General features: G+C 69.4%; 24 protein-coding genes and 1 tRNA gene. 9 read left to right on the top strand and 16 right to left on the bottom strand.

Annotated features, from left to right (window positions below; all coding sequences use genetic code 11):
- Window positions 1–161: 161 nt before the first annotated feature.
- From acs to ACSEEN_RS08100, 3 genes are all read left to right on the top strand, one after another.
- A complete protein-coding gene (acs, locus tag ACSEEN_RS08090) occupies window positions 162–2102 on the top strand; it encodes an acetate--CoA ligase (protein WP_298441080.1) in 1941 nt (646 codons plus the stop codon).
- A 157-nt stretch (window positions 2103–2259) separates the two neighbouring features.
- Complete coding sequence (locus ACSEEN_RS08095; RefSeq protein ID WP_440712885.1) at window positions 2260–2793, top strand: phage holin family protein; 534 nt, start codon at window positions 2260–2262, stop codon at window positions 2791–2793.
- An 11-nt stretch (window positions 2794–2804) separates the two neighbouring features.
- Window positions 2805–3740 (top strand): alpha/beta fold hydrolase, encoded by a 936-nt coding sequence (locus tag ACSEEN_RS08100; RefSeq protein ID WP_440712965.1) that lies wholly within the window; start codon window positions 2805–2807, stop codon window positions 3738–3740.
- A gap of 122 nt (window positions 3741–3862) precedes the next feature.
- On the opposite strand, the gene ACSEEN_RS08105 is transcribed toward ACSEEN_RS08100, so the two are convergent.
- The 4 genes from ACSEEN_RS08105 to nth are packed head-to-tail and all read right to left on the bottom strand — an operon-like array spanning window position 3863 to window position 7252.
- The gene (locus ACSEEN_RS08105) at window positions 3863–5065 is read right to left on the bottom strand and encodes a MarP family serine protease (protein ID WP_247865949.1); all 1203 of its coding nucleotides are present in this window, start codon (window positions 5063–5065) and stop codon (window positions 3863–3865) included.
- The gene (locus ACSEEN_RS08110) at window positions 5062–5862 is read right to left on the bottom strand and encodes an NUDIX hydrolase (protein WP_247865947.1); all 801 of its coding nucleotides are present in this window, start codon (window positions 5860–5862) and stop codon (window positions 5062–5064) included. Before ACSEEN_RS08110 ends, ACSEEN_RS08105 begins: the two co-directional genes overlap by 4 nt.
- On the bottom strand, window positions 5859–6548 hold the full coding sequence (locus ACSEEN_RS08115) for a TlpA disulfide reductase family protein (RefSeq protein WP_440712886.1): 690 nt from the start codon (window positions 6546–6548) through the stop codon (window positions 5859–5861). Before ACSEEN_RS08115 ends, ACSEEN_RS08110 begins: the two co-directional genes overlap by 4 nt.
- A complete protein-coding gene (gene nth, locus ACSEEN_RS08120; protein ID WP_440712966.1) occupies window positions 6545–7252 on the bottom strand; it encodes an endonuclease III in 708 nt (235 codons plus the stop codon). Before nth ends, ACSEEN_RS08115 begins: the two co-directional genes overlap by 4 nt.
- A gap of 173 nt (window positions 7253–7425) precedes the next feature.
- Between nth and ACSEEN_RS08125 the strand changes: the two genes are divergently transcribed.
- Complete coding sequence (locus ACSEEN_RS08125) at window positions 7426–7659, top strand: hypothetical protein (protein WP_247865943.1); 234 nt, start codon at window positions 7426–7428, stop codon at window positions 7657–7659.
- Window positions 7660–7777: 118 nt separating this feature from the next.
- The gene (glxR, locus tag ACSEEN_RS08130; RefSeq protein ID WP_247865941.1) at window positions 7778–8452 is read left to right on the top strand and encodes a CRP-like cAMP-activated global transcriptional regulator GlxR; all 675 of its coding nucleotides are present in this window, start codon (window positions 7778–7780) and stop codon (window positions 8450–8452) included.
- Between the two features lie 36 nt (window positions 8453–8488).
- On the opposite strand, the gene ACSEEN_RS08135 is transcribed toward glxR, so the two are convergent.
- From ACSEEN_RS08135 to sp36, 3 genes are read right to left on the bottom strand one after another with little or no spacing between them, the layout of a single operon-like run.
- Window positions 8489–9298, bottom strand: a complete 810-nt coding sequence (locus tag ACSEEN_RS08135) for an MBL fold metallo-hydrolase (RefSeq protein ID WP_440712887.1) — start codon at window positions 9296–9298, stop codon at window positions 8489–8491.
- Window position 9299: 1 nt separating this feature from the next.
- Window positions 9300–9779, bottom strand: a complete 480-nt coding sequence (locus tag ACSEEN_RS08140) for a RidA family protein (protein ID WP_247865938.1) — start codon at window positions 9777–9779, stop codon at window positions 9300–9302.
- A 2-nt stretch (window positions 9780–9781) separates the two neighbouring features.
- Entirely contained in the window at window positions 9782–9946 is a 165-nt protein-coding gene (sp36, locus tag ACSEEN_RS08145) for a Sp36 family protein (RefSeq protein WP_246993578.1), read from the bottom strand.
- A 25-nt stretch (window positions 9947–9971) separates the two neighbouring features.
- Here sp36 and bagA point away from each other — a divergent pair, with 25 nt between their 5' ends.
- Window positions 9972–11021 carry an ATPase BagA gene (gene bagA, locus ACSEEN_RS08150; protein ID WP_440712888.1) on the top strand — a complete coding sequence of 350 codons (1050 nt, stop codon included), beginning with the start codon at window positions 9972–9974 and terminating at the stop codon, window positions 11019–11021.
- Complete coding sequence (gene bagB / locus ACSEEN_RS08155) at window positions 11018–12127, top strand: ArsA family ATPase (protein WP_247867890.1); 1110 nt, start codon at window positions 11018–11020, stop codon at window positions 12125–12127. The genes bagA and bagB overlap by 4 nt, the downstream gene beginning before the upstream one ends.
- A gap of 205 nt (window positions 12128–12332) precedes the next feature.
- Here bagB and ACSEEN_RS08160 read toward each other — a convergent pair whose 3' ends face one another.
- The gene (locus ACSEEN_RS08160; protein WP_440712889.1) at window positions 12333–12803 is read right to left on the bottom strand and encodes a hypothetical protein; all 471 of its coding nucleotides are present in this window, start codon (window positions 12801–12803) and stop codon (window positions 12333–12335) included.
- 39 nt (window positions 12804–12842) lie between these two features.
- Window positions 12843–13169, bottom strand: a complete 327-nt coding sequence (locus ACSEEN_RS08165; protein ID WP_247865932.1) for a WhiB family transcriptional regulator — start codon at window positions 13167–13169, stop codon at window positions 12843–12845.
- 297 nt (window positions 13170–13466) lie between these two features.
- Here ACSEEN_RS08165 and ACSEEN_RS08170 point away from each other — a divergent pair, with 297 nt between their 5' ends.
- Window positions 13467–15875 (top strand): penicillin-binding protein, encoded by a 2409-nt coding sequence (locus ACSEEN_RS08170; RefSeq protein ID WP_247867889.1) that lies wholly within the window; start codon window positions 13467–13469, stop codon window positions 15873–15875.
- A gap of 41 nt (window positions 15876–15916) precedes the next feature.
- Window positions 15917–16915 (top strand): metallophosphoesterase, encoded by a 999-nt coding sequence (locus ACSEEN_RS08175; protein WP_247865931.1) that lies wholly within the window; start codon window positions 15917–15919, stop codon window positions 16913–16915.
- Between the two features lie 488 nt (window positions 16916–17403).
- On the opposite strand, the gene ACSEEN_RS08180 is transcribed toward ACSEEN_RS08175, so the two are convergent.
- The 7 genes from ACSEEN_RS08180 to ACSEEN_RS08210 all read right to left on the bottom strand — a co-directional run bounded on the left by ACSEEN_RS08180 (window position 17404) and on the right by ACSEEN_RS08210 (window position 24043).
- Window positions 17404–18987, bottom strand: coding sequence for an aspartate:alanine exchanger family transporter (locus tag ACSEEN_RS08180; RefSeq protein ID WP_440712890.1), 1584 nt, complete (start codon window positions 18985–18987; stop codon window positions 17404–17406).
- A gap of 344 nt (window positions 18988–19331) precedes the next feature.
- Window positions 19332–19405 (bottom strand) — tRNA-Pro (locus ACSEEN_RS08185).
- Between the two features lie 79 nt (window positions 19406–19484).
- Complete coding sequence (locus tag ACSEEN_RS08190; RefSeq protein WP_371308237.1) at window positions 19485–20873, bottom strand: DUF2252 domain-containing protein; 1389 nt, start codon at window positions 20871–20873, stop codon at window positions 19485–19487.
- A gap of 22 nt (window positions 20874–20895) precedes the next feature.
- A complete protein-coding gene (locus tag ACSEEN_RS08195; protein WP_440712891.1) occupies window positions 20896–22386 on the bottom strand; it encodes a hypothetical protein in 1491 nt (496 codons plus the stop codon).
- Window positions 22370–22840, bottom strand: coding sequence for a hypothetical protein (locus ACSEEN_RS08200; RefSeq protein WP_440712892.1), 471 nt, complete (start codon window positions 22838–22840; stop codon window positions 22370–22372). Before ACSEEN_RS08200 ends, ACSEEN_RS08195 begins: the two co-directional genes overlap by 17 nt.
- Before the next feature lie 48 nt (window positions 22841–22888).
- A complete protein-coding gene (locus ACSEEN_RS08205; protein WP_440712893.1) occupies window positions 22889–23320 on the bottom strand; it encodes an organic hydroperoxide resistance protein in 432 nt (143 codons plus the stop codon).
- 63 nt (window positions 23321–23383) lie between these two features.
- Window positions 23384–24043, bottom strand: coding sequence for a hypothetical protein (locus ACSEEN_RS08210; protein ID WP_440712894.1), 660 nt, complete (start codon window positions 24041–24043; stop codon window positions 23384–23386).
- Window positions 24044–24067 lie beyond the last annotated feature (24 nt).

Consider the following 24067-nt stretch of genomic DNA (forward strand, 5'->3'; position numbering starts at 1 on the left):
CGCCCGGAACCGACCGCTCACCGCGCGCAACCCACCCGCAACCTATGCACGACTACCCTCAGCGACGCCAGTGACTACCCTCACAGATGTCGGGCTCCGGTGCTCTGCACCATGCCCCGTGCATAGCCTCACCTTCAGCACGCTCCACCGAAAGGCAGCCGATGTCCACCACCGAGCAGGTCTATCCCCCGTCCCCGGAATTCGCCGCGCAGGCCAACGCCACCGAGGCGATGTACGCCCGCGCCGAAGCCGATCCGGACGAATTCTGGGCTGAGCAGGCGCGGAACCTGGACTGGGCGACGCCGTTCAGCACCGTCCTGGACTGGTCGGATGCGCCGTTCGCCAAGTGGTACTCGGACGGCAAGCTGAACGTGGCCGTCAACTGCGTCGACCGCCATGTCGCCGCCGGTAAGGGCGACCGCGTCGCGATCCACTGGGTGGGCGAGCCCGGCGACAGCCGCGACATCACCTACAGCCAGCTCAAGGACGAGGTGTCCCGGGCCGCGAACTACTTCGCCGCGATCGGTCTGCAGGCCGGTGACCGCGTCGCCATCTACATGCCGATGGTCCCCGAGGCGATCATCGCGATGCTCGCCTGCGCGCGCATCGGCCTGACCCACTCGGTGGTCTTCGCCGGCTTCTCCGCCGCCGCCCTGCGCTCGCGCGTCGACGACGCCGAGGCCAAGGTGGTCATCACCACCGACGGTCAGTTCCGCCGCGGCCAGCCCGCCGAGCTCAAGACGCACGTCGACGAGGCCCTGGGCACCGGCGACGACGCCGCGCCCTCGGTGGAGAAGGTGATCGTGGTCCGTCGTACCAACCACGACCCGAACCTGCCGTGGGTCGACGGTCGCGACGTCTGGTGGGAGGACACCGTCGGCGAGGCATCGCCGCACCACGAGCCGGAGGCGTTCGACGCCGAGCACCCGCTCTTCCTGCTCTACACCTCGGGCACCACCGGCAAGCCGAAGGGCATCGTCCACACCTCCGGCGGCTACCTGACGCAGGCCAACTACACCTTCCACAACGTGTTCGACCACAAGGAGGGGCGCGACGTCTTCTGGTGCACCGCCGACATCGGCTGGGTCACCGGGCACTCGTACATCGTGTACGGACCGCTCTCCAACGGCGCGACCGAGGTGATCTACGAGGGCACCCCGAATTCGCCGGACGAGCACCGCCACTTCAACATCATCGAGAAGTACGGCGTCACCATCTACTACACGGCGCCCACGCTGATCCGCACCTTCATGAAGTGGGGCCGCGCGATCCCGGACGCCCACGACCTGACCTCGCTGCGCCTGCTGGGCAGTGTCGGCGAGCCGATCAACCCGGAGGCGTGGCGCTGGTACCACGAGGTGATCGGCGCGGGCCGCTGCCCGATCGTCGACACCTGGTGGCAGACCGAGACCGGCGGCATCATGATCGCCCCGCTGCCCGGCGTCACCGCGTGCAAGCCGGGCTCGGCGATGCGGCCGCTGCCGGGTATCAGCGCGAACATCGTCGACGACAACGCCAACCCGGTCGGCGCCGGCGAGCAGGGGTACCTGGTGCTCGACCGTCCGTGGCCGGGCATGCTGCGCACCATCTGGGGCGACCCGGAGCGTTTCAAGGACACCTACTGGTCGCGTTTCGCCGATGAGGGCTGGTACTTCGCCGGCGACGGCGCCCGGTACGACGACGACCACGCCCTCTGGGTACTCGGCCGCGTGGACGACGTCATGAACGTCTCCGGACACCGCATCTCCACCGCCGAGGTGGAATCGGCGCTGGTGGCGCACCCGGCCGTCGCCGAGGCCGCCGTGATCGGTGCCGCCGACGAGACCACCGGCCAGGGCATCGTCGCCTTCGTCATCCTGATGGAGGGCGTGGCGAACGACGGCGAGACGCTGATCGCCGAGATGCGCAACCAGGTGTCGATCGACATCTCGCCGATCGCCAAGCCGCGCGAGATCAACATCGTGCCCGAGCTGCCCAAGACCCGCTCGGGCAAGATCATGCGCCGGCTGCTGAAGGACGTCGCCGAGGGCCGCGAACTCGGCGACACCTCGACGCTGGTGGATCCGTCGGTCTTCGAGGCGATCCGCGCCAAGCGGAGCTGAACCCTCCCGGCGGGCGGAGTCGGGACTTCTCTGGTCTCGACTCCGCCCGGCCATCACGGGGGACTCCACCATCATCGAGGCTCGATCGTGATGTGGGTCGATCATCGTGGGGCTCTCATGGCAACATGAGAGCCCGAACCCTACTCAAGGAGAATTCGTGAGCGGCAATCAGGACACCTGGCCCACCGAGCCGAAGAAAGCTCCGCCGGTGCCGTCGATCCCGATGACCGATGCGAACCTCGGGCGTGACGGACAGCCGACCATCGGCAATCTCGTCAAAGAGGCCACCGCAAGCGCGTCGACCCTGGTCCGCGCCGAGATCCAGCTCGCCAAGACCGAGCTGATCGGGGAGGCCAAGAAGGCGGGCGCGGGCACCGGCCTGATGGTCGTCGCCGCCACCCTTCTCCTCTACGCGAGCCTGTTCTTCTTCGTGTTCCTCGGTTTCCTGCTGGATCTGTGGATGCCGACCTGGGCCGCTTTCCTCGTCGTCTTCCTGATCCTGCTGCTGGTCTCGATCGGTCTGATCGCCGTCGGCTACGTGCTGTTCCGCCGGCTGCGCAAGCCGGAGAAGACCATCGAGTCCGTCCAGGAACTCGCGACGGTGATACCGGGCCGCGGCGAGCCCGGCGCCTCGGGCGCCGGCTACGCGCACCCGCAGATCCCGCCCGCGCGGGGCACCGGCCGGAGCTGACTCTGGCCACGCTGTCCGGCCCGCCCGATGCCACGCAGGTGCGGTACGACGGCCCGTGGCATCACTTCGACGTCCGCGCCAACGGGCTGCGGTTCCATGCGGTCGAGGCGGTGGCCGGGTCGATCGCCGACCGGCCGCTCGCGCTGCTGCTGCACGGGTTCGGTGAGTTCTGGTGGAGCTGGCGGCACCAGTTCGACGCCCTCAGCGCCGCCGGCTACCGCGTGGTCGCCGTCGACCTGCGCGGTTACGGGGACTCCGACAAACCTCCGCGCGGCTACGACGGCTGGACGCTGGCCGGCGACACCCACGCCCTGATCCGGGCGCTCGGCCACACCCAGGCGACGCTCATCGGGCACGCCGACGGCGGTCTGGTCTGCTGGGCGACGGCCACCCTGCATCCCCGTTCGGTGGCCGGGATCGCGGTCCTCGCCTCCCCGCACCCGCGGGCGCTGCGCCAATCGGTCCTGATGAACTCCGCGGAGCGGTCGGCCTTCCTGGCGCCGTTCCTGCACAACCAGCTGCCCCGGCTCGGCGAGAAGCGCCTGACCCGTGGGAACGGTGCCTTCATCGAGGAGTATTTCCGGGAGCGCGCGGGCGAGACCTGGCGGCACACCCCGGACTTCGCCGATGCGATCGCCCGCAATCGGCTGGCCATCCAGATCCCGGGCGTCGCGCACTGCAGCCTGGAATACCGGCGCTGGGCGTTCCGCTCGCAGTTCCGCGGCGACGGCCGGCGCTTCATGGAACTGATGAACAAGCGGCTGCACATCCCGGTGCTGGCCCTGCGCGGCCGCGAGGACGACTACATCCTCGACTCGGTGATGGCCGGCAGCGGTCACTGGGCGTCGCAGTTCGACTACCGGATCATCCCGGCGGCCGGGCACTTCGTCCACGAGGAGAACCCGGACGCGGTCAACGCCGCCCTGCTGGGACTGCTGGAGCGCTGAGCCCTGCGCGCGTAGCAGCGGGTCGGTACAGAAGCAGCGCCCGCGAGCGCTGCTTCTGCGCGCGGACGCTGCCACGTCCACCATCCCCGGCGGCAGCGCGCGCGGGCACCGCTGCGGGAGCGTCAGCGCGCGAGGCACTCGGCGGTGCCGACCTGGGCCTGCCGCTTCTCCGAGGCCGCCACGTCGGCCTCCACTTGGCTCGCGGTGAGCACGAACCCGGTGTCGTCGGCGACGTTCTCCGACGCCCCGAACACCACCCCGAGAACCGTGCCGTCGGGGGCGATCATCGGCCCGCCGGAGTTGCCCGACCGGATGGTGCCGCGCACGGTGTACACCTTGCGCTTGACCTTCTCCGGGCTCTGATAGATGTCCGGCCCCACCAGGTTCACCGTGTTGCGGACGCGGACCGGGGTGACGGTGAAGGGGCCGTTCTCCGGGTAGCCGAGCACGATCGCGTCGTCGCCGGTGACCGCGGAGCGCTGCGAGAACTTCAGGGCCGGCGCGGTGAGGCCGGGGACGTCGAGCACGGCGACGTCGTTGCGGGAGTTGAACCAGACCACCTTCGCCTCGTACTCCCGGCCGTTCGGGGTGCGGATCGCGACCTGGTCGGTACCGGCGACGACGTGGGCGTTGGTCATCACCCGCTCCGGCGAGATGACGAAACCGGAGCCCTCCAGCGCCTGCCCGCAGCCGTGCGCGACCCCGAGGATCTTCACGACGCTGGGCCGGACCCGGGTGACCACGGCGGCGGTGTCCAGGGTCTGGTCCGGCGGGTCGACGGCCGCCACCTCGGTCTCGCCGAAGGGGCTGATCACCTGCTTGAGACCGGAGCTGTCGATGAGCGCGGTGAAGTCGCCGGGCAGGCCGCGCATCCAGTTCGGCGCCACCTTGTCGACCGCGCCGATCACCCGGGAGCCGTCGACGGCCTCGGCCAGCCGGGTCTGACTCGATTCCCGGATCGGGATGGCCACCAGCCACGCGACGATCAGGATCGCCACGAATTGCAGCACCGACCCGATACAGCTGTCGACCCGGCGCAGCCGCAGCGAGTGCAGGCCGCTGCGGGCCGCGCGGCCGATCACCATTCCGGAGACCTCGCCGACGATCACCAACCCGACCAGCAGGAGCAACGCCACCAGCAGACGGAGCCGCGGGTCGTCGATGCGGGTCACCACGTGCGGAACCACCAGGATGCCCGCGATCACGCCGACCACCACGCCGAGGAAGGCCAGCGCCGACGCCGCGGCGCCGGCCCGGTAGCCGCCGATCGCCGCGAGGAGCGCGATCGCCAGGACCAGGACGTCGACCCACACCGAGCCGCTCACCGGCGCGCCCGCTGATCGTCGCCGGGCTGCGGACCGAAGCCGGACACCTGGCGGCCGCCGGTCTCGGCGATCATCTGTTCCAGCGGGCGCACGTCGTGGGTGTCCCACGGGACGTCCCAGCCGGCGCACGCGCTGATGGCCGCCAGCAGTCCGCCGGTGAAGCCCCAGACCAGCATGCCGTCGTACAGGAACGCCGGACCCTTGTACGCCGTGGCACCGACGATGGTCCGGCTCACCTGGAAGCGGTTGGCCGGATCGAGGATCTCGCGCAGATTCACCCGCACCACGCGTGCGGTCTCCTCGTTCACGACGCCGACCTCGCTGGGCACCGCCTCGTGCCCGATCACCGGCATCACCTCGAATCCGGACGGCACCGGGAAGGTCGGCAGCTGCGCGAGCACCCGGACGCCGTCGGGAAGCAGGCCCGTCTCCTCGCGCGCTTCGCGCAGGGCGGTGCCGACCGGGTAGTCGTCGCCGGGGTCGCGGCTACCGCCCGGGAAGGCGATCTGGCCGCTGTGCGTGCGCATGGTCGCCGCTCGTTCGGTCAGCAGGATTCCGGCGTCGGCGGGCAGCCCGCCGGGATGATCGTGTGCCGCCTCGAACGCCCCGCTGAACAGGACCAGCACCGCCGCGGCGCGCTGCGCCCGGAACGCCGACGCCCAGCGCGCACGGTCGCCGCCGCGCCGCAGTACGGCCTCGTTCACCACTCGCGGATCGTCGGTCACCGCGCGCAGCCACGGCGGGATCTCCGACCGGTCCACCAGCGCGCCCGCCGGCTCCGCCGGCCGCCGCGTCACGAGCCGCCCCCGGACACGTCCACGCCCAGATCGGTGCGAACCACGGCGGCGAGGTCGTCGTAGGAGCCGAAGACCCGCGGCAGCACCGCGGCCACCGTGCCGTCGGCGCGGATCAGCACCGTCGACGGGTAGACGCGCGGCGCGCGGAGCGCACCGGCGATGTCGCCGCGCGGATCGGCGACGGTCGGCAGGTGCACGCCGAGTTCCTTCAGGAAGCTCAGGATCGCGTAGGGCTTGTCGCCGCCGTCCCGCGAGTGCACGGCGAGCACGTCGAGCCGGTCGCCCGCGCGCCGGTAGAGCTCGTCGAACAGGGGGAGTTCACGGCGGCACGGCAGGCACCAGACCGCCCACAGGTTGATCACCGTCGGCCGCCCGGCCGTGGCCTGGCCCAGATCGATCGGCTTCCCGTCGGCGAGACAGATCCCCGACACGCCCTTCAGCGCGGCGTCCCCGGGGACCGGCGCCCCGCTCTGCGGGCACGGTGCGAGCGCGGCATCGGTGCGTGCCTGATTGAGCATGCCTGCCGAGACGGCCTCATCGGTCACCCCGCCGGTCGACGACACCGGGTCCGGTCCGGATGTCGCCGAGTCGCCGTGCCCGCGGGGCCAGAGCGCGAAGATCAGGGCCGCCATCACGATGACGAAAGCGAGCATCGCCTTGGCGCCCGGCGACTTGAGCACGCTCATGCGCTCTCCCCGGAAGCCTCGGCGCCGAGCCCCGCGAGCGCGAGGAGATGTTCGGTCTCCGGGCCCTTGACCAGTGCGGCGGCCTGTTCCGGGTCGGTGGGACCGAGACCGTACGACGGGCAGTCGCGCGCCAGCAGGCACACCCCGCACGCCGGTTTGCGCGCGTGGCAGATCCGTCGCCCGTGAAAGATGATCCGGTGCGAGAGGTCGGTGTACTCGCGGCGCGGGAACAGCTCGGCGATCGCGCGTTCCACCTTCACCGGATCGGTCTCGGTGGTCCAGCCCCAGCGGTTCACCAGGCGGCCGAAGTGGGTGTCGACGGTGAGCCCGGGAACGCCGAAGGCGTTGCCCAGCACCACGTTCGCGGTCTTGCGGCCGAAGCCGGGGAGCTTCACCAGTTGATCGAGTCTGTTCGGCACCACGCCGTCGTAGTGCTCCACCAGCGCCTGACCGAGCCCGATGATCGAGTTCGCCTTGTTCCGGTAGAAACCGGTCGGGCGGATCATCTCCTCCAGTTCGGTGCGGTCGGCACCGGCGTAGGCCCAGGCGTCCGGGTAGCGGGCGAAGAGCGCGGGGGTGACGGAGTTGACGCGCACATCGGTGCACTGCGCCGAGAGGATGGTCGCCACCGACAGTTCCAGCGGCGTGGTGAAGTCGAGTTCACACCACACTTCCGGGAATTCCCGTTCCAGGACCCGGTACATCCGGCGGGCACGACGAACCAGGCCCAGACGGGTCTCCGTTTTCCGCGCGCTCACAACAGTCCAGGCTACCGACCGCGCGGGTGCGGCAGCACATTCGCCGGTCAGGTCACAACTCGGTGACGAGCGGTCTCCCGGTTTCCGGCCGCGGCCGGCACTGTGTTTTCGTGGAGCACATGCAAGGTCTGGCAGTGATCGTCTTCCCCTTCCTGCTGATGCTGTTCGCCCTGGCGATGGAGAAGGTGCAGCACAATCTCGACCGGTTGACCGTCGGCGGCGGCCAGGTGGACGAGTTCCTGGAGAGCGCCGACGACACCGACGTCTCGAATCTGGCCAAGACCGGGCTTCCGGCCGCGCTGGACGAGCTCCGCAACCGGCGGCGCGGCACCGATCATGGTGACGAAGATTGACCGCCCAGTCGGCCAGTCGCGCGTTTCAGTGACTCTCGCAACAATTACACTGGACGATCGAGTAGCCTGAATCACTGCAGGTTGCCAATGCTGTGATTCGAACGAGAGAGGTTCGTACGTGGACGAGATTCTTGCCCGGGCGGGTATTTTCCAGGGGGTTGAGCCTACCGCCGTGGCAGCGCTCTCTTCCGAGCTCACGGAGGTCGAGTTTCCCCGCGGACACGTGATCTTCCACGAGGGCGAACCCGGCGACCGGCTCTACATCATCCTGTCCGGCAAGGTGAAGCTCGGACGACGCTCCCCGGACGGCCGCGAGAACCTGCTGACCATCATGGGACCGTCGGACATGTTCGGCGAGCTGTCCATCTTCGATCCGGGCCCGCGCACGTCGTCGGCGACGACGGTCACCGAGGTGCGCGCCGCCACCATGGACCGCGACGCCCTCAAGAAGTGGATCAAGGACCGCCCGGAGATCGCCGAGCAGCTGCTCCGCGTCCTCGCCCGGCGTCTGCGCCGCACCAACAACAACCTCGCGGACCTGATCTTCACCGATGTCCCGGGCCGCGTCGCCAAGCAGCTGTTGCAGCTGGCTCAGCGCTTCGGAACCCAGGAGGGCGGCGCACTGCGCGTCACCCACGACCTGACGCAGGAAGAGATCGCGCAGCTGGTGGGCGCCTCGCGCGAGACCGTGAACAAGGCCCTCGCCGATTTCGCACAGCGCGGCTGGCTCCGCCTCGAGGGCAAGAGCGTGCTGATCGCCGATTCCGAACGACTGGCCCGCCGCGCTCGCTGAGCGCAGACCCCACTCGACTGGAGTACCCGCCACCCCTCACAGGGTGCGCAGGTACTCCAGTTGCGTTTTGACGCTCATCTTGGCCGCCGGCCACAGCTTCTCGTCGACGTCGGCGTAGACCTTGCGGACCACCTTCATCGGCTTGGCTTGCTGCGGTGTCAGCTTCAGGTCGTCGAGCGCCTGCCGGATTTGGCCCAGCCGCTCCTCGCGGTGCGCCTTGTAGAAGCGCGCGATCGGCCCGAGTTCCGGATGATCGGGGCCGTGTCCGGGCAGCAGCGTCGCGTCGGACGCCTCCACGATCAGCCGGTTCAGCGAGTGGAAGTAATCGCCGAGCCCGCCGTCACGCGGGTCGAGCACGGTGGTCCCCCGGCCGAGGATGGTGTCACCGGTGAGGATCGCCCGTTGCCCGTCCCACTCGACCAGAAAGCTCGTCGAGTCGGCGGTGTGACCGGGCGTGTGCAGCACGGTGATCCGCAGTCCGGCCGCCTCGATCACTTCGCGATCGGTGAGCCGCGGGGCGCCGTGGCTGAAGTCGATCGAATGCGCCCGGTGGATCGAGCCGGTCTCCTTGCGCATCCGCTCGATGGCGCCGGTGTGGTCGAAGTGGCGGTGCGTGATCAGCGTCAGTTCCACCTCGCCGGCCGCCTCGGCGACGGTCCGCACGTGCTTCTTGGACCGCCTGGGCCCCGGATCGACCACCACCGACGTGGGGCTCCCGGGGGCGCGCAGAATCCAGGTGTTGGTGCCGTCGAGCTCCATCAGACCCGGGTTGTCCCGCAGCACGACGGAGGCGAACTCGGTGACCGGCCGCACCTGCCCGTAGGCCGGATGGGCGGGGGCGGTCATCTCAGGCCACCTGAACGATCAGTTCCACTTCCACCGGCGCGCCGAGCGGCAGTTCGGCGACGCCGACGGCCGAGCGGGCGTGGACTCCGGCATCGCCGAAGATCTCACCCAGCAGGTCGGACGCGCCGTTCAGCACGCCCGGCTGGCCGGTGAATCCGGGGGCGGAGGCGACGAAGCCGACCACCTTGACGATCCGGACGATGGCGTCGACACCGGCGACGGCGTCGACCGCGGCGAGCGCGTTGAGCGCGCACTGCCGGGCCGCCGCGTTGGCTTGCGCGGGCGTGACGATGCCCTCAGCGCCTTCCGACACCTTGCCGCGCACGCTCAGTTCACCGTCGACCACCGGGAGCTGGCCCGACGTGTAGACCAGATCGCCGACGCGCAGCGCCGGGGTGTAGCTGCCGACCGGGGTGACCACCGCGGGCAGCGTCAGGCCGAGTTCGGCGAGCCGACCGCTCCATGCATTCGAGGCGCTCATGATCAGTTGGTGGGTCGCTTGAGGTAGGCGACGTGCTGCTCGCCGGTCGGGCCGGGGAGGACGCTCACCAGCTCCCAGCCGTCGGAACCCCAGGTGTCGAGGATGTCCTTCGTCGCGTGCGTCAGCAGCGGAATGGTGGCATATTCCCAGGTCGTCAGATCGCTCATAGCCCAACCTTATCGGTTGATTCTCATGCGGGACAGTGCGGTCGTTAAGGTGAGGTTCGTGACGACTGACCCCTTGACCGCAGGCCACGATCGCTGGCCTGCCGAGGCCCGCGATGCCCGGTTGCACTTCGTGTCCGGCAAGGGCGGAACCGGTAAGACCACCGTCGCCGCGGCCCTCGCCATCGCACTGGCCAGCGAGGGCAAGAAGGTCCTGTTGGTGGAGGTCGAGGGCCGCCAGGGCATCGCGCAGCTCTTCGATGTCCCGCCGCTGCCGCCGACCGACCAGAAGGTGGCCTCGGCCGAGGGCGACGGGGGTGTCTGGGCGCTGTCGATCGACATCGAGCACGCGCTGCTGGAATACCTCGACATGTTCTACAACCTCGGTTTCGCCGGGCGCGCGATCAAGAAGGTGGGCGCGATCGACTTCGTGACCACCGTCGCGCCGGGCCTGCGGGACGTCGTCATCACCGGCAAGATCAAGGAGCGCGTGATCGCCACCGATGAGAAGGGCGCGCTACTGTACGACGTCGTCGTCGTCGACTCCCCGCCGACCGGCCGGATCGGCAACTTCCTGGACGTGACCTCGGCGATGCGCGACCTGGCCAAGACCGGCCCGATCGCCGGACAGAGCGAGGGCGTGGTGCGCCTGCTGCACTCGCGACAGACCTATGTTCACCTGTGCACGCTCCTGGAGGCGATGCCCATCCAGGAGACCATCGAGGCGGTCGACGAGCTGAGCGGCAAGGACCTCAACATCGGCGCGATCTTCGTCAACCGGGTGAGCCCGCACTATCTGCCGGCCGACCAGCTCGATGCGATCGCCGAGGGCGAGGTCGATGCGGTGACGATCCGCGACGACCTGGCCACCGCCGGACTGTCGCTGAGCGACGAGGATCTGGCCGGACTGCTCACCGAGACCATCGACTACGCGGTGCGGCTGCAGGCTCAGCAGGTGGCGCAGGCCGAACTCGACGAGGTCCCGGCCCCGAAGATCGATCTGCCGCTGATCGACGAGCACGTCGACCTCGGTGCGCTGTATCAACTCGCCCGGGTGATGAAGGAGGCCGGCGTCTGATGACCGAGCTGAAGATGGGCGGCGTCCTGCTCGATCCGGCGACGCGCGTGGTGATCTGCTGCGGGTCCGGCGGGGTCGGCAAGACCACCACCGCCGCCGCGATGGCCCTCTACGCGGCCGAGCGCGGCCGGACCGTCGCCGTGCTCACCATCGATCCGGCCCGGCGCCTGGCCCAGTCGCTCGGGATGAGCGAGCTGACCAACGAGCCGCAGCCGGTGCCGATCTCGCTGGTCGACGGCACATCCACCGGCTCGCTCGACGCGATGATGCTCGACATGCGCCGCACCTTCGACGACATGGTGATCGAGCATTCGACGCCCGAGCGCGCCGAGGCGATCATGAACAACGCCTTCTACCAGACGGTGGCGTCGTCGTTCTCCGGCACGCAGGAGTACATGGCGATGGAGAAGCTCGGCCGGCTCCTGGAAGAGAACCGGTGGGATCTCATCGTCGTCGACACACCGCCGTCGCGGAACGCGCTGGACTTCCTCGATGCGCCGCAGCGGCTCGGCTCGTTCCTGTCCGGGCGGCTGATGCGGATGCTGATCGGCGGCGGCCGCGGGGTGAGCCGCGTGGTGACCGGTGCCATGAGCCTGGCGATGCGCGGCATCGCGACCATCATCGGCGCCGACATCCTGCGCGACGTCGCTACCTTCGTGCAGTCGCTCGATTCGATGTTCGGCGGTTTCCAGGAGCGCGCCGCCCGCACCTACGAACTGCTGACCCGGCCGGGCACCAACTTCGTCGTCGTCGCGTCCCCGGAGGCGGATGCGCTGCGCGAGGCGAGCTTCTTCGTCAATCGGCTGGCGCACGACTCGATGCCGCTGAGCGGTCTGATCGTCAACCGCACGCACCCGAACCTGACGTCGATCTCCACGCCGACCGCGCAGGCGGCCGAGGAACGCGTGTCCGACGATCTCACCCGCGGGGTGCTGCGGCTGCACATCGACCGCGCGACCACCGCGCAGCGCGAGCTGCACATGCTGGGCCGCTTCACGTCGGCCAATCCGAGCGTGCCGTGGGTCGGGGTGCCGGCGCTGCCCTTCGAGGTGGCCGACGCCGACGCCCTGCGCGCGGTGTCGGAGCAGATCACCGCTCCGGGCTAGCGAGTCGTACTGGACACGCTTCGTGTCCACCGCGGCGCGGGCCGAGGTGTGTCGAAGCCACTCCTCTCGCGGCTCGGTGTCGAGGCGCCGCCGACATCACAACGGCGCTGTGACTGCTCACGATCCGGATATGCACACGTGACCCGCCACAGCGCCGTGGTCATGCGGCCGTCGCACCCCGACCGATGTACGAGACATCAGCCGGTCACCCCGGCACCGGGCGGTAGAGCAGGTAGAGGATCGCCGCCAGCAGCACGATCGCGGCGATCGCCACGACGTTGAGGCCGCCCAGCAGGACGTAGACGAAGAAGACGAGCGCGAGCACCACGACGGTGGCGGTGGCGGTGCGTGCCCAGGCGAAGCCGCGGCGGTTGATCCAGGCGAGGAACAGCCAGAGGGCGACCGCGAGCACGGTCGCGACGATCCAGGCGAGGCGCCACCGGTCGATCGCGTCGTCGATCAGACCGGGAACGTCGCTCGCGGGCTTGCCGGCATCCCTTGCCGCCCTGGCGAACTCGTCGTGCACGGCGCGGTCGTCGCGCAGCCCTCCGACGAGGTAGATCATGATTCCGCCGAACAGCGCTTGCAGCGCTGCCCCCAGACAGAGCAGGCGGACGACCCACCGCATGGTGGCGGGCGGCCCCGGATTCGCAGCGGACTGGGGCGAGTCGGTCATGGCGCCGACGCTAGGTGACGACGGCGCCGGGACGCAAAGCTACTGCTGCGGTACCGCGGCGAGGTGCTGGCGGCGGCGCTGCGCTTCGAAGAACGCCGACCACGAGGTCACCTCGGGGTGCTGGCGCAGCAGGGCACGACGCTGACGTTCGGTCATCCCTCCCCAGACGCCGAACTCCACGCGGTTGTCCAGCGCATCGGCGCCGCACTCGAGCTGCACCGGGCAGTGGCGGCAGATGGTCGCCGCCTTTCGCTGCGCGGCACCGCGGACAAAGAGGTCATCGGGGTTTCCACCGCGGCAGCGAGCCTGGGCGACCCACGCGAGGCGGGCTTCGGTATCTCCACCGGACAGAGGGGCCAAAGTCATAGCGGTACTCCGCCTTTCACAATCCATCGACACGCCCGCTGCTCGGGGGTGCATAAGATCCACAATGCAATCTGTCTCTCACTCTTGAAGAAGTGTAAGCCGGATCACTTTTCCGAGCCTATTGAGGGTGGCCCGCCGAACGCAAGTCACAGTTCGGAATTCCGGCATCCGCGACCCGTCGCCGACACGCGGGCAGCACACGGACAGCGACCGATGCCCCGCCACCTGGGTCTCGGCACGTATCCTGGCCGGGTGCGGAACTCCTTCAAACTCCCGGGCGCAGCGCTCGCGCTACTGATGGCCGGTGTCCTGGTCGCCGGGCTGATGTTCCCGTTCGCGTCCGGCGTGGCGATGCTGTCGAACCGGGCGGCCGCCACGATGGAGAACACCTCGTCGGAACTCCTGAACGGCACCGTTCCCGAGGTGACCACGGTGACCGACGTCAACGGCAAGCCCATCGCGCTGCTCTTCGACCAGTACCGGATGCAGGTGGGCTACAACGACATCTCCGAGAACATGATCCGCGCGATCATCTCGGTGGAGGACCGCCGCTTCCTCGAGCACGACGGCGTCGACTGGCGCGGAACCATCCGCGCCGCGCTGAAGAACTCGTCGTCGGGCGAGGTCCAGCAGGGTGCGTCCACCCTCGATCAGCAGTACATCAAGAACTATCAGCTGCTGGTCCTGGCCCGCACCGAGGCCGAGCGCGAGGCGGCCGTCGAGTCGACGCCGGCCCGCAAGCTGCGCGAGGCCCGGATGGCGATGACGCTGGAACGCAGCCTCACCGAGCAGGCCATGCGCGAGAAGGGCCTCGACGAGGCCGCCGCCAAGCAGGACGCCAAGAAGCAGATCGTCACCCGCTACCTCAACATGGTTCCGTTCGGCAACAACGCCTACGGCATCGAGGCGGCGGCGCAGACCTACTTCGGCAAGTCCGCCAAGGACCTGACCGTCGCCGAGTCTGCGATGCTCGCCGGCATGGTCCAGTCCAGTTCGGCGCTGAATCCGTACACCGATCCCGAGGCGACGCTCAATCGCCGAAACACGGTGCTGGACACCATGATCGAGAACTTCCCGGCTCGCGCCGCGGAGCTGCGGGCGGCGAAGAACGAGCCGCTCGGCGTGCTGCCGGAGCCGAAGACGCCGGTGCAGGGGTGTATCTCGGCGGGCGACGACGGCTTCTTCTGCGACTACCTGCTGCAATACCTGGCCGAGAACGGTCTGTCCCGCAGCGCCGTAGCCCGCGGCGGTTACACGATCCGCACCACGCTGAATCCGGAGGTGCAGGACAACGCTCTGCGCGCCGCGCAGAGCCAGGTGTCCCCGGACGTCGACGGCATCGCGAACGTCATCAGCATCATCAAACCCGGGAGCCAGTCGCACGACGTCCTGTCGATGGTCTCCAGCCGCGACTACGGACTCGACCAGAAACGCAATCAGACCGTGCAGCCGCAGCCGTTCTCGATGGTGGGTGACGGCGCCGGCTCGGTGTTCAAGATCTTCACCGTCGCCGCGGCGATGGAGAAGGGCCTGGGCACCAACACGGTGCTCGGTGTGCCCGCGAACATCGCCGTCAAGGGCATGGGTAACAGCAACGGGGCGTTCGGCTGCCCGCAGGACTACTACTGCGTCAAGAACGCCGGCGCCTACCCGCCTGCGCTCACCCTGACTCAGGCGCTCGCCCAGTCCCCCAACACGACGTTCGTGAACATGCTGCAGCAGGTCGGCGTCACCCCGGCGGTCAACATGGCCGTGCGGCTGGGGCTGCGGTCGTACGCCGCGCCGGGATCGTCGGGCCACGGCGACCAGAGCCTGGCCGACTACGTCAAGAAGGGCAACTTCGGGTCGTTCACGCTGGGCCCGTTCGCGGTCAACGCCCTGGAACTCTCCAACGTCGCCGCCACCCTCGCGTCCGGCGGCGTGTGGTGCCCGCCGAGTCCGGTGGTCTCGATCCAGCAGGTGAAGCGCGACCAGTACAGCAACGCGGTGATGGGCCCGGACGGCAAGCCGGTGATGGTGAACGTCCCGTTCAACCCGCCGAAGTGCGAACAGGTGGTGGAGAGCGGTCTCGCCAACACCCTCGCGAACGCGATGAGCCAGGACGACCAGCCCGGCGGCACCTCCGCGGCGGCCGCGTCGTCGATCGGCTGGCGCCTGCCGCTCTCCGCCAAGACCGGTACCACCGAGGCCCACCGCTCGGCCGCCTTCCTCGGCTTCACCAACCAGCTCGCCGCGGCGTCGTACGTCTACAACGACGGCTCGCATCCCGCCGGGATCTGCACCTCGCCGGTCCGCCAGTGCTACGACGGCGACATCTACGGCGGCTACGAGCCGGCCCGCACCTGGTTCCGCTCCATGCTGCCGATCGCCGAGAAGTTCGGTCCGGTCCGATTGCCACCGAGTGACCCGGCCTTCGTCGCGGGCAGCAGTCGCGGCCGCATCCCGAACGTCGCCGGTCTCCCGGTGAGTCAGGCGACCTCTCGATTGCAGGAGGCCGGCTTCAAGGTCAACGAGCTCGAGGTGGACAGCAGCAAGCCCAAGGGCACCGTGGTGTTCACGGCGCCGTCGGACAGCGCCATGCCGGGGTCGACGATCGCCGTCTACGTCTCCAACGGCAAGGAGCAGGAGGGCGGCGGTCCACCGACGTCGAAGACCGTCGACGTGCCCGGCGTGGGGCCGGTAACGATCGAGGTGCCGGGCGGCTGACCGCCCCGGCGCGCGGGGGCGCGACGCGTATCCTCGTGGGCATGGTTTCTGTCCCCCGTGTGCCGGCTCGCGACGCTTCCGAACTGCTCTCCTCCCCCGCCGCGCGGCTCGCTGCCGGTGCCGCGGGTGCCGCGGCGGCGGGTCTGCTGTACTCGACGATGATCGAGCGGAACGCCTTCGCGCTGCGCCAGGCGACGCTGCCGGTCCTGGAGCCCGGGTCGCCGTCGCTGCGCGTGCTCCATCTGAGCGACATCCACATGATGCCGCGCCAGTACCTGAAGCAGTCGTGGATCTCCGAGCTCGCGAATCTGGAGCCGGACCTGGTGGTCAACACCGGCGACAACCTGGCGCATCCGGCGGCCGTCCCGGCCGTCGTGCAGGCACTCGGTGAGTTGCTGACGCGGCCCGGACTGTTCGTGTTCGGTTCCAACGACTACTTCGGCCCGAAGCCGAAGAATCCGTTCAAGTACTTCCGCAAGGACCACAAGCGCACGCACGGCGAGCCGCTGCCCTGGCAGGACTTGCGGGCCGCGTTCAGCGAGCGCGGCTGGCTCGACGCGACCCACGCGATCCGCGAACTGGAGGTGGGCGGCGTGCGAGTCGCGGCCGCGGGTGTCGACGACCCGCACATCGGCCGGGACCGCTACGAGACGGTGGCCGGGCGGCCGAATCCGCTCGCGCAGCTGCGGCTGGGCCTGACGCACTCCCCCGAGCCGCGGGTGCTCGACGCCTTCGCGGCGGACGGGTACGACCTGGTGCTGGCCGGCCACACCCACGGTGGCCAGCTCTGCCTGCCCGGCTACGGCGCGCTGGTGACCAACTGCCACCTGGATCGTTCCCGCGTCAAGGGGGTGTCGCACTGGGGGTCGACGATGATGCTGCACGTGAGCGCGGGCCTCGGCACCTCGCCGTACGCGCCCGCCCGGTTCTGCTGCCGCCCCGAGGCCACCCTGCTCACCCTGACCGCGTCGTCGAACGGCGGAGGGGACGACGAGATCGTCGACCAGTCGCTGCCTCAGCTGGCCGGCACGCTGCACTGACCACGAGCCCGGCAGCCCGTCAAACCGACCCCCTCCCTGCAGCCCGTTGAGCCCACCCGGCCCTCCACAGCCCGTTGAGCCGATCGAGGCGCTAGCCGAGATCGTGTCGAAACGCCCCCACCGCCCGTCGAACCGACTCGCTCCCACTGCCCCGTCAAGCCGAGCCCCCGCGGCCCGCTGAGCCGATCAGGCTCCGCCACCCGTCAAACCGACCCGGCCCCCGCCACCCGTCAAACCGACCCGGCCCCCGCCACCCGTTGAGCCCATCCGGCCCCCCACAGCCCGTTGAGCCGATCGAGGCGCTAGCCGAGATCGTGTCGAAACGCCCCTCCTACCGATCCGTCTCCACATGGCCTGGCGATCAGGCACCGCGGGCGCAATACGTCGCGGATCTTGCCGGACCGAGATCGGTCGCGTGAATGACGGCGAATCCGGCAGGATCCGCGACATCTGTCGATCGACGGCCGACGACCGGCCGGCCGGGAACGTCAGAAGTACACGACCATCAGCTGCGCGATCAGCACCTTGGCGAGCATGGCGACCGGGAAGAGGACCGCGTAGCTGACGGCGATCCGCTGGTCGCCGAGCTTGCCCATGGCGTAGGCGTACGGCGCCGGATTCAATTGCGACCCGGTGAGGCCGCCCAGGGCGCTCGCGGTACCGTCACGAAGCACCGTGCGGAGACCGATCACGCAGATCAGCGTGTGGGCGGCGGCGATGGCGATGCCGAGGGTGATGAGCCCGACCGCGTCGCTCTTGAGCGCGGTCACCAGGCCCCCACCCGCGCCGAGCCCGACCGCGGCTAGGAAGACCAGCAACGAGAACTGGTTGAGCGTGTTCGACACGCCGCCGGGCAGCGTCCACACGATCGGCCCGGTGCGGCCGACGGCCCCCAGAACGACGCCGACGATGAGCGGTGCGGTCGCCGCACCCAGCACGAACGCGCCGCCGCCGGGCAGCGGGATGGACAGGAAGCCGAGCGCGAGGCCGATGGTCAGCCCGAGGCCGAGACCGATCGGATTGATGTCCCCCGCAGCCCGATCGGAGTCGCCGAGGTCGGCGGCGATCTCGGCGAGCCGGTCGCGCGGCGCGGTCACCCGCAGTCGGTCTCCGCTCTGCAGGATCAGGTCCGGAGTGGCGATGATGTCGACGTCGCCGCGCCGCACACGACTGACCACGGCGTCGTACCGCTCTTCCATCCGTAACTCGTGCAGCGGACGGCCGACCAGCCCGCGGGTGGAGAGGGTGACGCGCCGGAAGTCGATCGCCGACCGGTCGAGCCAGGGTTCCACCGTGGCGGGCCGGCCCAGCTCGCCCACGATCCGCTCGGCCTCGTCCTCGCGCGCCGTGACGGTGATCAGGTCGCCTGCGGCGAGCGGCTCGGCGTCGTGCGCGACGACGGTGACCGAGTCTCGGGTGAGACGCGAGATCACCGCGTCGTACCGGTCGTTGAACTGCTGCACGGTGAGCCCGGGGTCCCCGACCAGTTCGAGCGTGCGCACGACGATCGGGCTGATCGTCTCCAGATCCGCACCGGTCGGCTTCCGCTGACCCCGCCGGATCAGATAGGTGCAGGCCAGAATGGTCGCGAACACCGCGATCGGATAGGCGACCGCGTAGCCGATCGCGGGCGACGCCGGCGTCTCACCGTCGGCACCGGTGAGCTGTTCCTGCACCGCGCCCAGCGCCGCGGTCGCGGTACCGGATCCGGAGAAGGCGCCGGCGATCATGCCGATGTCGAAACCGAAGGCCTTACCGACTCCGAGTGCGACCGCCGCCATCCCGATGATCGCGACGATCGACACCAGGACCTGGCGCCAGCCGCGGCGGATGGCGGACACGAATGCCGGTCCCGCCGAGACGCCGACCATGTAGCAGAACACGCACAGCGACAGCGCGGTGACCAGGGGCGGCACGGCGACGTCGGGGTCGATCGCCGACAGCGCCAGCGCCACGAAGAGCGCTCCCGCGGGACCGAAGGAGACCGGACCGAAAGGGATCTTCCCGACGACGCACCCCACGCCGACACAGAAGAAGATCGCAAGCAGCGGACTGTCGACGAACCAGTGCATCCGGCCCTCCCGGGGTGTCGAGTGGATTCGATCGTAGGCGTTCGATGACACCGCCGACGCCGAACGGGGACGACAGGCCGGATCGGCGCGGGAGCGGGCCGTGGGAGCCCCGCACTGTTAGTCTGAGGATGAAATCAGCACCAGAGCGTCCATTTGCGAGAGCCTGAGTCCGGCGCTCGAGGGGTTGTGATGAGGTCCCGGCGGCACGATGCCCCGGGACCTCTCGCATCGCTGCGGGCGAGTCACGGACGAAACCCGAACCGTCCCTGAAGCATTCGTGAAACGAGGAGAGCCTGACCCGCATTTCTGCCGGTCAGGCTCTCTACTGCTTCTCAACCAAAGCGTCGGGGTAACAGGATTTGAACCTGCGACCTCTTCGTCCCGAACGAAGCGCGCTACCAAGCTGCGCCATACCCCGTGTTACAACGTGAACGAATTTACCCGACAACCCCGCCGGACATGAAATCGGCAGGTAAAAGGCCTTTTTGGGCCGCCCCTCAGCTCGGGTCTCCGGCCGTTGCACCGTTCGCACCGGCGCTCTCGACCATCCGCGTGTGGTCGGCGACATTGATCGCCGAGTACGCGAGCGACCACTTGCCGATCGCCTTGTCGAAGTCCTTACCCAGACCGTCGAGGTAGCGGGCGATGTCGCCACGCGCCGACGTGCGGGCGTGCGCCTGCGCCAGCACCGCGCCGCACAGCTCGCCGTACATGGTCAGCCGCTCGATCGGCATCTCCTCGATCACCACCGAGCCCTTGCCGTCGCGGAGCTGCCGAACGTAGAAGTCGGAGATCCCGGCCCCGGCCCTCCCCGAACCGTCCGCCCCGTCCTGGAAGACGGGTGCGGAGAGCCATCCGAGCAGGATGTCACTGGACGCCTGCATCAGCTGCTGCCCGAAGACGACGCGGTGCCCCTGATTCCGGAACTGCACGCCCGGCGTGTACGGGGCGAGCACCGACTCCTGCGCTTCCTTCATCTGCAGGAACAGCGGATCCTGGTTCTCCCGGCCGGCGAAGAGCGCGATCCAGCAGCGGGTGCCGACACTGCCGACGCCGACCACCTTGCGCGCCGCCTCGACGAAGGCGTACTGGTCCAGGAGCCGCTCCAGGTATCCCGGCAGGGTCTTCCGGTAGGCGTCGAACCGATTCACGAACATCGCGCTCAGATTCTCCGCATCGGTATCGACGAAGATCTCGCTCGCCGGGACCAGCAGCGGCGGATCGCTCTTGATGTGCACACCGGTGTCGTCCTGCACGCACAGCTTCGACAGCGCCTGCTCGCTGTTGCGATGCCGGGACTTCTTCAGCAGGCGCCGCATCCGGTCGCTACTCGCGGTGTCCAGCTGGTCGCCCAGATCACGGATCACCTCGTCGGCGTCGACGTGGTCGTACCAGCACGCCATGGCGCTCTTGTTCGACGACGCGGCCATCGTGCGGCGGTACGCGCGGGCGGCACGACGCGCCGCACGCTTCGCCTGCTTGTCGGTCGCGCCGTTCGACTGCGCGGCGACCACCATCGACGCCGCGAGTCGCTTCACGTCCCATTCGAAGGGGCCGGGATGCGTCTCGTCGAAGTCGTTGAGGTCGAAGACCATGCGCCGGGCTGGCGACAGGAACAGCCCGAAGTTGCTCAGATGCGCGTCGCCGCACAGCTGCGTGTAAATGCCGGTGTCCGGTGTCGCGGCGAGATCGGCGGCCATCACCGCCGCCGCGCCCCGGTAGAAGGTGAACGGGGTGGCACCCATCCGCTCGTGCCGGACCGGGACCAGTGCCCTGATCCGGGTCGCGTCCTGCGCGGCCAGGATGTCGACCGGGTCGCGTCTGCTCGCGAGATCGGGCCCGGCCGCCAGTTCCTCGGCACCGATCGGCGCAGCGTTGCTTGTCATGTCGACTCCCTCGCGAGATTCCCTATTGATACGAGATGAAGTACGGAACGGGGCGCACCGTCATGGTTCTCCCCGGGCCGAACATCGGCTTGTCCTCGGTGTAGAAATTCTTCCAGCCCATCCACACGTTCGGCGGCATACCGGAGATCATCCGGTTCCACGTCCCCATCTTGACCGCGGGCACACCGTGCCCGTCCGCGTGCAGCACGACGGCGAGTTCGGGGTGCGAGGTGTCGATCCTGGACCGGTCGCCCAGCATGTCCACGTCGAATTGGTGCAGGACGAACGCCTTCTGCGGAAGGTTCCTGGTCCGCACCAGATCGGCGAGCCACGCCGACGTGCGATTGACCTCGGCGGGGTCGACGGAGCCGATCTGTGTCAGGTGCACCTGGCCCGGTTTGAGCCGCCATTCCGGATCGAGTGCCAGACCCACATGCGGTCGTTCCAGCAACCGCTGATACATCTTCGCCTGGGTCAGGAAGTCCATCCGGCCGGGCTGAAGGTCGAGGGTCACGTAGATGCCGGCCTTCTCCGCCGCGTCGATCCATGGCTCCACCACCGCCGGGTCGATGACGTTGGTGTACGCCCCGCGGTATCCGGGCTCGGCCGAGGCCACGGTCACGATGATCTCGAAGCCCGGAACCACCGGCACCGGCGAGAGCGAGTCGTACTGCGCGGCAACAGCTTTCGCGCGGTCGATCGATGCGGGCAACGACTGCCTGCCGAGCGGACCCAATTCCCGGGAACCCGGGGAACCGTAGAGTGCGACGACTCGCCGCGAGGGGAACATCAACTGGCCGCCGCCCGGCAGCTGGGGCACCGTCCGGGCCTGCCGTACCCGCGCGCGGAAGGTCTCCTCGTCGCCGAACGCCGCACCGAAGGCGAGGATCGCCGGATCCCCGGCACGACTCACCGCGGCCACGGACTCCCCGGTGGCCCGCGGGTCGGCGACCGGTACGCGCACCACCTCGGCATCGGCGAGCCCGGCATCGGCGGCCGCCTCGGCGGCGTCGTCACCGGAGTCGTCGAGCAGCACCACCGGATGCCCCGCGAACGGCACGACGCCGCGCCCGATCCGGCTGGTGTCGGACGTCTGCGTCACCCCGAGACCCGCGACCTCGCCGCCGACGTTCACCACGCTCGATACGCCGAGTCGCCGCAGTTCCGCGGTCACGGCGCCGGTCCCGGCGGCCGGCACCGTGTACACCGGCACGCGGCGGTTCCGGCTCAGCTCGACGGCCCGCGCGCGTTCCTCCGGCGCGGCGCCGGCAGGCACCACCACCGCGGACGACGACGAGGCGAGCAGCATGCGGGTCACCAGCACCGCGTCGGGCACGCCGTTCTCGGCGATCACCGAGACGGTGCCTGCCGCCTGGCCGGGACGCGGACCGGCACCGCGATCGGCGACGATCACCGCCGAGGCGGTGACCAGAATCCCGATCGCCACCAGTCCGACCACCGCCAGCGCGGCGCGGACCCCGCCACCGGTCCCGGAGTCAGTCCGTCGCGTCATCTGCGGTCGCGCCGTAGGACTCAGCGAACGACACGCGGGGCGTGGTCAGGGCGGCGAACGCGGCCATCGACAGGAAACAGAGCACCGCGAGACCGAAGAAGAAGGCGACGACCAGCGCCACGATGAAGCAGACGTCGGCCAGCGCGCCGGCGACGCCGCGCAGCAGCAGCGCCGCCGTCACCGCGAACACCGCCCCCACCGTCGACCAGACCGCACTGCGCAGGCGGGGGCCGACCGCGGAGGCGTAGAAGAGACGCTGATACAGCCCGACCTCGAACTCGTCGACGCAGGCCAGTCGCACGGCGTCGTCTCCGGCGAGGTCACGCAGTCCGCGGGCGAGTTCGACGTCGCGCATCAGGGACGACGATTCGCGCTGCCGATACCGGATGTAGGCGACCGCGACGAACGCCATGGCGAGCAGTCCGAGCCCGGCCAGAATTCCCCAGTTGTTCACGAGTCCTCACGCTACCGGGCGCCCGCGCTCGGCGGGCGCGCGAGTCGGTCAGACGCTCGACGTGACCGTGTGCGCGATGTTGCCGCGGGTGGCCTTGGAGTAGGGGCAGAAGGCGTGCGCCTTGTCGGTGAGTTCCTGCGCCTGCGCCGCGTCGAGCCCGGGGATCGTGGTGTGGATGTCGGCGACCAGACCGAAGCCGCCGTCGGCGTCGTCGGATCCGATGCCCACGGTGATCTTGACGGCGGTCCCCGCCGGCAGATCCACACCCGCCGCCTTGGCGACGTGGTGCAGCGCGCCGTTGAAGCAGGCCGCGTAGCCGGCCGAGAACAGTTCCTCGGGGTTGGAGCCGTCGCCGCTGCCGCCCATCTCCACCGGCGGCCGCAGTTCCAGATCGATGCGCCCCGACTCGGAGACCACCTCTCCGTCGCGTCCGCCACCGGTCGAGGTCGACCACACGCGGTACACCGGATTCACAGTCATCGCATTCCACCTTCGCTTGGGATTGAACGAGCAGTTCTCCACCCAACGTACGCGCTATGTCCGCTACCCGCGGCGGACCCGTCCCGGCTTGATGCGCGTGGACGACGGCAGCCACGCGCCGGCCGCGCGCCGGAAGGTCATCAGCACCGAGAGCAGCAGCGCGCCCACCGACACCCAGGCGAGCACCCGGATCACCGGCGACACTTCCGGGTACTTGAACAGCAGGTCGGAGATCAGCGGAACGAACAAGATGATCACCACGCTGAGCGCGGCATAGATGCTGCGGAGGTTCCGGCTGTGGTGCTTGGCGATGTTGACCAGCAGGGGGTAGCTGAGCGCCATCGCGATCAGCCAGCCGATCAGCAGGGCGAGCGGCCAGAAATGGGCCATCGACGACGCCTGCGCGTGCGCATCGATCTGTTTCACGCCCTCCATCTGCGGTTCCAGCCGGGCCTGGAGGCGTGCCCTGGTCGCGCCCAGCGTCGCGAAACCGAAGATCACGCAGACGAGCGCGGTGACCGCCGACAGATACCAGGCCCAGACGGCGTCCCGGATCAGCGCCGCCGGTGGCGGACCCGGATCGGCCGGCCGCCGCGGATAGCGCGCGGCCAGGTCGGCGTCCCGCGACGTGCGGGCGAGCTCGGCCAGATCCTCGGCGTCGAGTTCGGCCTGAGTCGGGATGCGCTCGTCGTCGTCATCACCCTGCGGCCCGGGGAAGGTCATGCGTCGATCCTGACACACCCCCCA

This window comes from Gordonia marina, assembly GCF_052036135.1.
GTDB lineage: Bacteria > Actinomycetota > Actinomycetes > Mycobacteriales > Mycobacteriaceae > Gordonia.